The sequence below is a fragment of the Microbacterium jepli genome (assembly GCF_047237905.1).
GTDB lineage: Bacteria > Actinomycetota > Actinomycetes > Actinomycetales > Microbacteriaceae > Microbacterium.
Genome location: NZ_JBDFLW010000005.1, coordinates 404,249 through 416,069 on the forward strand (window position 1 = coordinate 404,249; position 11,821 = coordinate 416,069).

Consider the following 11,821-nt stretch of genomic DNA (forward strand, 5'->3'; position numbering starts at 1 on the left):
CAGCGGTGCGCCGCGTGGCGCACCGTCGAGCGGGGGATCAGGCGGCGTCGACGGACGTCGCGGCGCCGTCCGCCTGCGCGGCCAGCAGCGCACGGCGCGCGGCGCGCCGTTCCGCCTGGTCGTCGGGGTTCGGCACGGGGGCGGCCAGGAACAGCCGCTGCGTGTAGGGGTGCTCGGGGCGAGCGGTCACCTGGTCCCCGTCGCCGGTCTCCACGAGCTCGCCGCGGTACATCACCGCGACGCGGTGGCTGATGTGCCGGACGACCGCGAGGTCGTGCGAGATGAAGAGGTAGGCGACGCCGGTGCGCTCCTGGATTTCGATGAAGAGGTCGAGCACGCGGGCCTGCGTGGACAGGTCGAGCGCGGAGACCGGCTCGTCGCAGACGATGAGCTTCGGGTCGAGGGCGAGCGCCCGCGCGATGGCGACGCGCTGACGCTGTCCGCCGGAGAACTCCCGCGGCAGCCGCCCCGCGGCGTCCGAGGGAAGACCCACCCTATCGAGGAGGTCGCGCACCCGTGCCGACGCGGCCTTCGCGGCGGTGCCGCGAGCGGTCAGCGGCTCGGCGAGGATCTGCTCGATCGTGAGCGAGGGGTTGAGCGAGGAGTACGGGTCCTGGAAGACGACCTGGATCTCCGAGCTCAGCGTGCGCCGCTCCCGGCGGGAGAGGTGGCCGATCTCGCGACCGTCGTAGCGGATCGAGCCGCCGGTGACCGGCGCGAGGCCGAGGACCGCCCGGCCGAGCGTGGTCTTGCCCGATCCGGACTCGCCGACGAGGCCCACGGTCTCCCCGGGACGGATGTCGAGCGAGACGCCCTTCAGCGCCTGGAACGGCTTCGCCCGGAAGCCCTTGCCGGGATAGGCGACCTCGAGGTCGGCGATGTCGAGCAGCGGGTTCACGGGCGGACTCCTTCGGACGAGCCGGCCGGAGCCAGCGGACCGCGGGCGGGACCCTCGTCGAGGATCGCGTCCAGCAGCGACTGCGTGTAGGGGTGGGAGGGCGAGCCGAGGATGGTGCGCACCGGCCCCTGCTCGACGAACAGGCCCTGCTGCATGACCGTGACGCGGTCGCAGAGGTCGGACACGACGCCGAAGTTGTGCGTGACGAGCAGCATCGCCATCTGGCGCTCGCGCTGCAGGTCGCGGAGGAGGTCGAGCACCTCCGCCTGCACCGTCACGTCGAGGGCCGTGGTGGGCTCGTCGGCGATGATCAGGTCGGGGTCGGTCGACACGGCACCGGCGATCAGCACGCGCTGCGCCATGCCGCCGGAGACCTCGAACGGGTAGGCGTCGAAGGTGCGCTGCGGGTTCGGGATGCCGACCCGGTCGAGCAGCTCGAGCGACCGCTTGCGGGCATCCGCTTTGGACAGGCCCAGGTTCTTCACCAGCGGTTCGACCAGCTGCGAGCCGATCTTGAACGACGGATCGAGGTTGCTCATCGGCTCCTGGGGGATGTAGCCGATGCGGCGTCCGCGGATGCCGGCGTAGGCCCGCTCCGACGCGTCGCCCAGCTGCGTGCCCTCGTAGTCGATGGTGCCGGCGGTGACGCGGCCGCCGCGCGGCAGCAGGCCGAGCACGGCGAAGGCGGTCTGCGTCTTGCCGGAGCCCGACTCGCCGATCAGTCCGTGGATCTCGCCCTTGCGGATGTCCATCGAGACGCCGTGGACGACCTCGATGTCGGGGCCCGACGGCTGCTCGTAGCCGACGCGCAGGTCGCGGATGCTGAGCACCACTTCGTGCGATGCGCTCGCGGTGGCCGCGTCATCCGGGTGCACGATCGTGTCGGTGACGACGGGAAGTTCGCCCGAGTCTGCCAGCGCGTCGAGGTCGCCGCCGGAGAGGCTCATCGAGGTGGTCACGGCGGCGATGGAACCGGTGGCGGTGGTGACCGCACGGCGCCGCCGGCGGCGGACCGTCGCGGTGCGCTCCAGCACGTCGCGCATGGCGTTGGCGAGGAGGATCAGGGCGATGAGGGTGACGGCGATCGCGAGCGACGGCCACACCATGAGTAGGGGCGCCTGGTAGATCTTCTGGAACGCGTCGTTGAGCATGCCGCCCCACGTGGGAACGGACGAGTCGCCGATGCCGAGGAACTCCAGGCCCGACTGGATCGCGATGGCGATGCCCAGGATGATCGCCGACTGGATGATGATCGGCGCACGGACCACCGACAGGATGTGGCGGCCGATGATGCGCAGGTCGGAGAGGCCCGCCACGCGGGCGGCGTCGACGTACAGCTCGTTGCGCACGCCGGTGACGGCGGCGTAGACGAGGCGGAAGAAGGCGGGGGAGAGCAGGATGCCGAAGATCAGCATCGACAGCCACACCGAGGGTCCGAGGACGGCGCGGGCGGCCAGCAGCACCACGATGCCCGGCAGGGCCATCGTCAGCGACGTGACCCAGGAGGAGACGGCGTCGAACCAGCCCTTGTAGTAGCCGGCGATGAGGCCGGCCGTGACGCCGATGACCGCCGCGGTGACGAGCGCGACGAGGGCGGCGGCGACCGTCACCTGCGTGGCGGCGAGGAGACGGGACAGCACGTCGCGACCGGCGGAGTCGGTGCCCAGCAGGTGGTCTGCGCTGGGCCCCTTGAGGATCAGCTGCAGCGACGCGAGGTTCGGGTCGTGCGGCGCGATGATCCCGCCGAAGACGGCGATCAGCGCGACGACGGCCAGCACGATGAGCGAGGCGAGCCCGATGGGGCGACGCACGAGCCGGCGCAGGAGCGAGACGCGCACGGGCGGCGTGGGGATGGTGGTCGGGACGTCGACGGCGGTCATGACAGTCGCACCTTCGGGTTGAGCGCGGCCTGCGCGAGGTCGATGAGGAGGTTCACCACGATGACGATCACGGCGAAGGCGACCACGACGCCCATGACGACGGGGATGTCGCCCTGGGTGGTGGCGGAGACGGTCAGCTGGCCCATGCCCGGCAGGGCGAAGATCGACTCCACGATGACGGCGCCGCCGAGGAGGCCGACGAACTGCACCGCGAGGACGGCGAGGGCGGGGCCGCCGGCGTTGCGCAGCACGTGCTTGTAGACGACGCTGCCCGAGGACAGGCCGCGGCTGCGGAGCGTGCGGACGTAGTCGCGGGACAGCGCATCGGACACCGAGCCGCGGATCTGCTGCGCGACCGCGGCGATCGCGCCGATGGACAGGGCGATGATCGGCAGCGTCACGGACGAGAGCCAGCCGGCGAAGCTGGTGGTGATCGGGATGTAGCCCGTCGCCTTGAAGAGCTTGAGGTTGATGGCGAAGATCAGCACGAGGTACAGCGCGATCAGGAAGCCCGGGATCGCGAAGCCGACGACGGAGATGAACTGCACGAGGGCGTCGACCCAGCCGCCGCGGCGGGCGGCGAGCACGCCGAGCACGACGGCGATGATCGCCGACACGATCGTCGCGCCGATGACGAGCGACAGGCTGACGGCGAGGCGCCCGGAGAGGCTGACCGAGACCAGCTGGCCGTTGAACCACGAGCGGCCGAAGTCGCCGGTGAGGGCCGAGGTGATCCAGTCGCCGTACTGCACGAGCAGCGGGCGATCGAGCCCGAGCTCCCGCGTCTTCTGCGCCACCAGCTCGGCGGTCGCATTCTGTCCGAGGATGCGGCGGGCGATGTTGGCGCTGTCGAGGTAGAGCAGGCTGAACGCCACGATCGAGATGACGAGCAGCAGGATGACGCCCGAGAGCAGGCGGCGCACGATGAAGCCGAGCATTCTTCGCTCCGATGGGAAGAGGGTTGGTGTCCGGTCCGCCCTCAGGAGGGCGGACCGGACGTGGGCGTTACTTGGGCTGGATGTCGTAGATCGCCGGGTAGGCGTTCGTCGGCACCATCTCGACGGTCGTGTTCGCGTCGACCGCGAAGGAGCCCTGCACGCGGTAGAACGGGGCGAACCAGGCCTGCTCGACGATGTACTTGTTCAGCTCCTTGGCCACCGACTTCTGCGTGGCCTCGTCACCGAACTGGATCTGCTTGATGTACTCGTCGACCTTCGGGTCCTCGTACTTGTAGGGGTTGAAGACGGCGTTCGGCGCGATCATGAACTGGATGAGCTGCCAGTCCGGGTTCTGCTCCAGAGCCATGAACGATGCGGAGAACTTGGGCGCCAGCAGGTCGGCGATGAAGTTCTGACCGGGTTCGGTGTACTCGGCGGTGATGCCGATGTCGGCGAGCTGCTGCGAGATCAGCGTGTAGGTGCTGGCGCCCAGCAGCGTCGAGGACGGCATCGACAGCGTGAAGCCGTCGGCATAGCCGGCCTCGGCCAGCAGCTCCTTCGCCTTCGCCGGGTCGTACGTGTAGTAGTTGTCGAGCTCGGGGTCGTAGGCGTCGGAGGTCGCGGGGAACACCTGCGTGGTGACCGATCCCAGGTCGTTCTGCAGCGCGGCCTTCAGGCCCGCACGGTCGAACGCGTAGTTCAGCGCCTGACGCACCCGGACGTCGCCGAGCGCGGGCGTCTGCGTGCCGGCGCGGTCGAGGAGCAGCATGCCCTGGAAGTCGAGCTCGTTGGAGGCCACGGTCCAGCCGGCGCCCTCGACCTCGCTGAGGGTGTCGTTGGTCGACAGGCGGACGCCGTTGGCCTCGCCGGCCTTGATGGCGTTCAGCGCAGCAGTGGGGTCCTGGTAGACGTTGATGACGAGCTTGTCGTAGTGCTGCACGTCCGGGTTCCAGTAGTCCGGGTTCTTCGTGTAGGTGTAGCTCGTGCCCGTCACCGTCGCTGCGGTGTCGAGCATGTAGGGGCCGGAGCCGACGGGCGTGGTGGCCACGTCCGGGCTGTCGAGGGAGGCCTCCGCGCCGACGAGGCCCGGGTCGCGGGTCAGGTAGTTGAGCATCGCCGGATCGGGAGCGGCGAGCGTGATGACGACCGTGCTGTCGTCGGGAGCCTCGAAGCTCGTGACGCCGGAGAAGTAGCCCGCGTCCGGCGAGGTGCCGGCCTTGAAGCGCTCGAGGTTCTTGACCACGACCGCACCGGTCAGCTTGGTGCCGTCCGAGAAGGTCACGTCATCGCGCAGGGTGAGGGTCAGCACGGTGTTGTCGTCGTTGTACGAGTACTCGGTGGCCAGCCAGGGCTCGATGGTGCCCTCCGGCGTCGCGAGCAGGAGCGTGTCGAAGACGGCCTGGTAGTAGGGCGAGCGATTGCCCCACTCCGAGCCGGCCGGGTCGAGGGTCGTGGGCGCGGCGATCGCGCCGAGGGTGAGCGTGCCGCCCGACTGCTCGCCGCCGCCGGTCCCGGAGTCGCCGCCGGCGCAGCCGGTCAGAGCGAGAGCGGCGATCGCGAGGGCGGCTGCTGTGGCCTTCCAACGGAACATCCTTGGTCCCTTCATCAGGGCGATACCCCAACGGATCGCCTCTGACGGGAGAACGTAACAGCAAATCCGAACTGTCGCTAGGTTTTCGTTCGAAAAACCTAGCGATCGCTCGTGTTTCGTTATAGAACTGTCTCGAGGACCCGACGCGGGCTGCCGATGGAGGCAGCGGCGCGGGATGAGGTGACACGATGACGGACACCATCGGCGCTGTCGGGCGCGTCCGGGGGACGTACGCCAAGACGGCCGCGAAGCGCATAGCGATCCTGGATGCCGCTCTGGAGGTGTTCGCCGAGTCCGGGTATCGCGCGGGCTCCCTCCGCGAGGTCGCCAGCCGCGTCGGGATGAGCGAGGCGGGCCTGCTGCACCACTTCCCGAACAAGGGCGTGCTGCTCCAGGCGGTGCTCGACCACCGCGACGACCGATCCCGCGCGGTCGTGGACTTCGATCACGAGGACGGTCGGGTGGGCCTGCGCGGACTCATCTCCCTCGCGCTCTACAACCAGTCGATCCCCGGTGTGGTCGAGTTGTACTGCACGCTCTCCGCCGAGGCGACCGCCCCCTCCCATCCGGCCCACGCGTACTTCGTCGACCGCTACGCGTACGTGCGCCGCTCCGTCGGAGAGACGTTCGCCCGGCTGCGGGATGCGGGCCGCCTCCGCGCCGACGTCGACCCCGCGCGCGCCGCCATCGCGACGGTGGCCCTCATGGACGGCCTGCAGGTGCAGTGGCTGCTCGATCGCGACGCCGTCGACATGGCCCGCGAGCTGGCCGGTCTGTTCGACTCGATGGTCGACTTCGGCGAGGGCGAGTCGGTCATGTCGGGCGTCGTCGCGATCCAGCCCGAGGAGGACGCGGCGTGATGCGCACCCCGTTCGACGCCGGCTGGACGGTCGGCCCCAAGCGCGGCACCTTCGAGGCGCCCGTCGCCGGCGACCGCCGGGCGGTGCTGCTGCCTCACGACGCGCTGCGCGATCTGCCGCGCTCGCCCGACAGCGATCAGGGGGTGCACGCCGGCTACTTCCCCGGCGGCGTGTTCGAATATGCCAAGACGTTCACCGTGCCGGAGGAGTGGCGCACGCGCACGGTGCTGCTGGAATTCGAGGGCGTCTACCGCGACGCCGTCGTCAAGATCAACGGCGACTTCGCGGCGCACGAGCCCAACGGCTATGCGACGTTCGTCGTCCGCGCCGACGCCTTCCTCCGCTTCGGTGTGGACAACACGGTCACCGTCGAGGCGCGCGCCCACAAGGACTCCCGCTGGTACGCCGGGGCCGGCATCCATCGTCCCGTCCACCTGATCGTCGCCGATCCGGTGCACCTCTCCGTCGACGGCGTGCGGGTCACCACCCCGGACATCGACGCGGAGCGCGCGATCGTCGCCGTCTCGGCCACCGTCGAGAACGACACCCGGCACACCGCCCTCACCCGCGTGCGCTGGCGCGTCGCCTCGCCCGACGGCGCGACCGTCGCCGAGGGCTCGGCGCCCGTGACGGTGCTGCCCGGTGAGCCCGCGACGGCCCGCGCCCGCCTCCGCGTGCGCGAGCCGCGGCTGTGGGGGACCGGCGATCCCGCGCTGCACGTGCTGCACACGACGGTGGAGGATGCCGCGGGCACACGCATCGACGAGGACACGACGACGTTCGGCATCCGCTCCCTCCGGCTCGACGCCGCGCGGGGGCTCCGGATCAACGGCGAGACGGTGAAGCTGCGCGGCGCGTGCGTGCACGCTGACAACGGCCCGCTCGGCGCGGCCGCGGTCGATGCGGCGGAGGACCGCCGCATCCGTCTGCTCAAGGCCGCCGGCTTCAACGCGATCCGCAGCGCGCACAACCCGATCAGCCGCGCGATGCTCGACGCCTGCGACCGGCACGGCGTGCTCGTGATGGACGAGCTGACCGACGTGTGGACCTCGGCGAAGACCACCTTCGACTCCTCGCTGACCTTCCCGGAGCGCTGGCGCGACGACGTCGCGGCGATGGTGCGCAAGGACGTGAACCACCCGAGCGTCATCCTGTACTCGATCGGCAACGAGATCCTCGAGCTCGCCACTCCGCTCGGCTCCGCGTGGAGCCGTCGCATCGCCGAGGCGGTGCGAGAGGACGATCCGACGCGCTTCGTCACCAACGGCATCAACGGCATCATCGCCAACCTGGGTCACATGGCCGAGGCGAGGGCGGAGGTCGAGGCCGCCGATCCGAACACGATGATGGCCGGCATGGGCGAGCAGATGGCGCGGATGAACGCGTCCGACCTCGTCACCGCGTCGACCGAGGAGTCGGCCTCCGTGCTCGACGTCGTCGGCTTCAACTACGCCGACTCCCGCTACGCGCTGGACGCGGAGCTCTTCCCGGAGCGCATCATCGTGGGCTCCGAGACGTTCCCGTCGAAGATCGAGGTGATGTGGCAGCTCGTGAAGGAGTGGGACCACGTCATCGGCGACTTCACCTGGACGGGCTGGGACTACATCGGCGAAGCGGGCATCGGCCGCGTCGACTACACCGACGTGGAGGGCTACGAGCCGACCGGCACCGCCGGGCCCTACCCGTACGTGCTGGCGGAGAGCGGCGACCTCGACATCACCGGCCACCGCCGCACGGTGTCGTACTACCGCGAGATCGTCTTCGGGCTCCGCTCCGACCCGTGGATCGCGGTGCACCGCCCGCAGCATCACGGCCGTCCGGCCGCGACCACCCCCTGGTCATGGGACGACACCGTCGCCTCGTGGAGCTGGGGCGTGCCCGCCGGATCGCCGGTCGAGGTGGACGTCTACGCCGACGCCGACGAGGTCGAGCTGCTTCTCGACGGTGCCTCCCTCGGAACGGCAGCGGTCGGCGCGGCGCCGGCTGACGCGGCGCCCGGCAAGGCGTTCGTCGCCCGCTTCGCGACTCACTACCGGCCCGGCGAGCTGGTGGCCGTCGCCCGACGCGACGGCGCCGAGGTCGGCCGCACGGCGCTGCGGACGGCGGCGGGCGAGATCTCGGTCCTGGCCCGGGTCGACCGCGACCGGCTGGCGGACGGCTCCGAGGACGCCGCGTTCGTCGAGATCACGCTGGAGGATGCCGCGGGCACCGTGCCGTGCGACGTCGACCGTCTCGTCTCCGTCACCGTCGAGGGAGCCGGCACTCTCGGCGGCCTCGCCACCGGCCGCGCCCGCACCGAGGAGCCGTTCGGCGGACCCTCCGTCACGACGTACGACGGACGGGCGCTCGCCGTCGTCCGGCCGGACGGCACGGGCACCGTCACGGTGACCGTTCGCGCCGACGGATGCCGCGACGCCCGGGTGGTGCTCGAGGTCGCCTAGGCTCGCTCGAATGGAGCGCAACTGGGCCGGAACGCACGAGTACACCGCACCGTGGATCCTTCCCGTGGCGGATGAGGACGACGTGCGGCACGCCGTCCGCGAGGCGGAGGGCCGCGTGCACGCGCTCGGCACCCGGCACTCCTTCACCGATCTGCCCGACACCGACGGCACGCTGCTCGACCTCGCCGGCCTGACCGGCGGGTTCCTGCTCGACCAGGCCGCCGTCACCGTCACGGTCGCGGCCGGCACGCGCTACGGCGTGCTCGCGGAATTCCTCGAGGCGAACGGCTTCGCCCTGCACAACCTCGGCTCGCTGCCGCACATCTCCGTCGGCGGGGCGACCGCGACGGCCACGCACGGGTCGGGCGACGCCAACGGCGTGCTGACGACCGCGGTCCGCGGCATCCGCTGGATCGATGCGACCGGCGAGGTGCGCGAGACGCGCGAAGGCGACCCCGACTTCCCGGCGCTCGCGGTGGGCCTCGGCGCCTTCGGCGTCGTCGTGGCCGTCACGCTGGCGGTGCAGCCCACCTTCCAGGCCCGCCAGGACATCTACGTCGGAGTCACGTGGGATGCCGCGCTCGCCGACCTCGACGCCGTCACCGGCGCGGGCTACAGCGTCTCCGTCTTCACCCTCTGGAACGAGGAGTCGGTCGGCTTCGTGTGGGTCAAGACCCGCGTGGAGCCCGGTGACGCGGATGTGCCCGACACCCTGCTGGACGGACGCCGCGACCACGAGGCCGCCCCGCTCGGCACGGCCGGCAACGTCACCGAGGTGCGCGGCGTCCCCGGGCCGTGGCTCCAGCGCCTGCCGCACTTCCGGCTCGACGCCGTGCCGTCCTTCGGCGACGAGATCCAGAGTGAGTACTTCATCGCGCGCGAGGACGCGCCGGCCGCCCTGCGGGCGATGGTCGCGCTCGGCGAGCGGATCCGTCCCGTCCTCATCGTCAGCGAGCTGCGCACCGCCGCCGCCGACGAGCTGTGGCTGAGCGGCGCCTACCGGCGCGACATGCTCGCGATCCACTTCACCTTCGTCAACGACCCGGCGGGTGTCCGCGCGGTGCTCCCCGCGATCGAGGCCGCGCTCGCCCCGTTCGCGGCCCGGCCGCACTGGGCCAAGCTGCACACCTTTGACGCCGAGCGGATCGCCCGCGTGCACCCCCGCCTCGCCGACGCCCGGGAGGTCTACGAGCGCCTCGATCCCGAGGGCCGCTTCTCCAACGCCCACCTCGAGCGGGTCGGGGTGCGCCGGGCACGCTGACGCCTCCGGGCGGCCGGGCCACGGGCATCCGTCATCACCGCCGTTCGAGCGACGGCTCTCGCGCGGGCACAGGTCCGCTCCGCAGGGTTGCGTCCTGCGCTCGCGCCGGCACCTCGCCTCGCGCGGACGACCGCGTCAGCCCGCGCGGCGACCGGCGGGCTGCGGGTCCGTCGAGGGCAGCGGCACCGGGGTCGCCTCGGCGATCTCGTCACTGAACTCCTCGGGCGGGATGACGCCGATCGGACGCGTCTCGTCGATGGTCAGGCGGAAGCGCCGGCTCTCGTGCCGGTGAAGGCGACCGGATGCCGCGACCCACGTCAGCCCGATGATGCAGGCCAGCGCGCCGGCGGCCGCGCCCACCTGGATGGCGGCGCGGGGTCCGAACGCGGTGGCCACCCATCCCGCGATGGGGGCGCCGATGGGCGTCGCGCCCATGATGACGGCCATGTACAGCGCGAGCACGCGGCCGCGGAGCGCCGGGTCGGTGGTGGTCTGCACGTAGCCGTTCGCCGTCGTCAGCATCGTGACGGTGCAGAACCCGACGAGCACGAGCGTGACGGCGTAAAGCCCGTAGAGGGGCATGAACGACGACAGGAGCGAGACGGCTCCGAAGCCGCCGGCGGCCCAGACGACGACCCTCATGCGGGCGCGGTCGCGACGGGCCGACAGAAGCGCGCCGATGAGCGAGCCGATCGCCAGCACCGAGCTCAGCAGCCCGTAGCCGTCGGCGTCGCGGCCGAACTCGATGGCCATCGTGGAGGCGAAGATCGGGAAGTTCATGCCGAAGGCGCCGAGCAGGAACACCATCGAGAAGATGACGAGCAGGTCGGGGCGTCCGCGCACGTAGCGGAACCCGTCGGCCAGGCGCGCCGCGCCCGCCGAGCGCGCCCGCGGCACGAGCTCGTGCGCGCGGATCAGCGCCAGCGCCACCAGCATCGCGAGGAAGGTGCCGGCGTTGGCGAGGAACATCCAGCCCGTGCCGATCAGCACGACCAGCACGCCGCCGACGGCGGGGCCGATGAGGCGGGCCATGTTGAACGAGGCCGAGTTGAGGGCGACGGCGTTGGACGCGTCCTCTCGGCCGACCACGTCGGACACGAACGCCTGGCGCGCGGGGGCGTCGAAGGCGTTGACCATGCCGAACCCGAGGGCGAAGAGCCACATGAGGGGGAGGGTCATGACGTGGGTGAGCAGCAGCACACCGACGGCGACGGCGAGGAGCAGCAGCGCGGACTGCGTGACCATGAGCAGCTTGCGCCGGTCGAACCGGTCGGCGACCCAGCCAGTCACGCCCACGAGCAGCAGCGGCGGGCCGAACTGCAGCGCCATCGTGACGCCCATCGCGGTCGCGTCGTGGTTCGTCAGCTCGGTGAGCACGACCCAGTCCTGTGCGGTCGCCTGCATCCAGCCGCCGATGTTCGACACGAGGGCGCCGAGCGTCCACACGCGGAAGTTGAACACGCGCAGCGAGCGGAACATGCTGCTCATCTGTCGGCCACCTCCCGCATGATGGCCGCGGCCTCCGCGAGCACGGCGCGCTCGGCATCCGTCAGCTGCTGCAGTGCCGCCTCGAGCCACGCGTCGCGGCGGCGCACGGTCTCCGCCACGACCTCCCGGCCGGCATCCGTCACGACGATGTTCACCTTGCGGCGGTCGTTCTCGTCGGCCGAGCGGGTGAGGTAGCCGAGCTCCTCCAGGCGGGTGACCGTGCGGTTCATCGAGGGGGCGGTGACCCGCTCGCGCTCCGCCAGCTCGCCGAGCGTGTGCAGGCCGTGCACCTTGAGGGCGACCAGCACGGCGAACTGGCCGTCGCTCATCGAGTCGACGGCGCGCTGGCTGCGCAGGCGCCGCGCGAGGCGGAAGGTCGCCATGCGCAGATCGGATGCCGCGCCGCTGAGCTCACCGGTGATGTCGGGAGCTTCCGGGGTGTCTGTCGCGGCGGTCACGATTAC

At 71.2% G+C, this 11,821-nt stretch carries 9 protein-coding genes; 3 read left to right on the top strand and 6 right to left on the bottom strand.

Going from position 1 to position 11,821, the window contains the following annotated elements; genetic code table 11:
- Positions 1-37: 37 nt before the first annotated feature.
- The 4 genes from ABC304_RS06155 to ABC304_RS06170 all read right to left on the bottom strand — a co-directional run bounded on the left by ABC304_RS06155 (position 38) and on the right by ABC304_RS06170 (position 5,307).
- Entirely contained in the window at positions 38-898 is an 861-nt protein-coding gene (locus ABC304_RS06155) for an ATP-binding cassette domain-containing protein (protein ID WP_412929584.1), read from the bottom strand.
- Positions 895-2,778 (bottom strand): dipeptide/oligopeptide/nickel ABC transporter permease/ATP-binding protein, encoded by a 1,884-nt coding sequence (locus tag ABC304_RS06160; protein WP_412929586.1) that lies wholly within the window; start codon positions 2,776-2,778, stop codon positions 895-897. The genes ABC304_RS06155 and ABC304_RS06160 overlap by 4 nt, the downstream gene beginning before the upstream one ends.
- On the bottom strand, positions 2,775-3,716 hold the full coding sequence (locus ABC304_RS06165) for an ABC transporter permease (protein WP_412929587.1): 942 nt from the start codon (positions 3,714-3,716) through the stop codon (positions 2,775-2,777). Before ABC304_RS06165 ends, ABC304_RS06160 begins: the two co-directional genes overlap by 4 nt.
- 67 nt (positions 3,717-3,783) lie before the next feature.
- Positions 3,784-5,307 carry an ABC transporter substrate-binding protein gene (locus ABC304_RS06170; protein WP_412929588.1) on the bottom strand — a complete coding sequence of 508 codons (1,524 nt, stop codon included), beginning with the start codon at positions 5,305-5,307 and terminating at the stop codon, positions 3,784-3,786.
- 188 nt (positions 5,308-5,495) lie between these two features.
- On the opposite strand from ABC304_RS06170, the gene ABC304_RS06175 reads away from it, so the two are divergent.
- Genes ABC304_RS06175 through ABC304_RS06185 form a run of 3 tightly spaced genes read left to right on the top strand, consistent with a single transcriptional unit; the run spans position 5,496 to position 9,869 of the window.
- On the top strand, positions 5,496-6,167 hold the full coding sequence (locus tag ABC304_RS06175) for a TetR/AcrR family transcriptional regulator (protein ID WP_412929589.1): 672 nt from the start codon (positions 5,496-5,498) through the stop codon (positions 6,165-6,167).
- Positions 6,167-8,608: a glycoside hydrolase family 2 TIM barrel-domain containing protein gene (locus tag ABC304_RS06180; RefSeq protein ID WP_412932850.1), complete on the top strand. Its 2,442-nt coding sequence runs from the start codon at positions 6,167-6,169 to the stop codon at positions 8,606-8,608. The genes ABC304_RS06175 and ABC304_RS06180 overlap by 1 nt, the downstream gene beginning before the upstream one ends.
- 10 nt (positions 8,609-8,618) lie before the next feature.
- On the top strand, positions 8,619-9,869 hold the full coding sequence (locus ABC304_RS06185; protein ID WP_412929590.1) for an FAD-binding protein: 1,251 nt from the start codon (positions 8,619-8,621) through the stop codon (positions 9,867-9,869).
- Between the two features lie 135 nt (positions 9,870-10,004).
- Here ABC304_RS06185 and ABC304_RS06190 read toward each other — a convergent pair whose 3' ends face one another.
- Together ABC304_RS06190 and ABC304_RS06195 are read right to left on the bottom strand one after the other, a co-directional pair.
- Entirely contained in the window at positions 10,005-11,348 is a 1,344-nt protein-coding gene (locus ABC304_RS06190) for an MFS transporter (RefSeq protein WP_412932851.1), read from the bottom strand.
- A gap of 5 nt (positions 11,349-11,353) precedes the next feature.
- Positions 11,354-11,740 (bottom strand): MarR family winged helix-turn-helix transcriptional regulator, encoded by a 387-nt coding sequence (locus ABC304_RS06195; RefSeq protein ID WP_412932853.1) that lies wholly within the window; start codon positions 11,738-11,740, stop codon positions 11,354-11,356.
- Between the last annotated feature and the right edge of the window lie 81 nt (positions 11,741-11,821).

Coding starts and splice junctions, on each gene's coding strand:
- ABC304_RS06160 (WP_412929586.1), bottom strand. CDS start 2,778: ATGACCGCCGTCGACGTCCCGACCACCATCCCCACGCCGCCCGTGCGC.
- ABC304_RS06165 (WP_412929587.1), bottom strand. CDS start 3,716: ATGCTCGGCTTCATCGTGCGCCGCCTGCTCTCGGGCGTCATCCTGCTG.
- ABC304_RS06170 (WP_412929588.1), bottom strand. CDS start 5,307: ATGTTCCGTTGGAAGGCCACAGCAGCCGCCCTCGCGATCGCCGCTCTC.
- ABC304_RS06175 (WP_412929589.1), top strand. CDS start 5,496: ATGACGGACACCATCGGCGCTGTCGGGCGCGTCCGGGGGACGTACGCC.
- ABC304_RS06180 (WP_412932850.1), top strand. CDS start 6,167: ATGCGCACCCCGTTCGACGCCGGCTGGACGGTCGGCCCCAAGCGCGGC.
- ABC304_RS06185 (WP_412929590.1), top strand. CDS start 8,619: ATGGAGCGCAACTGGGCCGGAACGCACGAGTACACCGCACCGTGGATC.
- ABC304_RS06190 (WP_412932851.1), bottom strand. CDS start 11,348: ATGTTCCGCTCGCTGCGCGTGTTCAACTTCCGCGTGTGGACGCTCGGC.
- ABC304_RS06195 (WP_412932853.1), bottom strand. CDS start 11,740: ATGGCGACCTTCCGCCTCGCGCGGCGCCTGCGCAGCCAGCGCGCCGTC.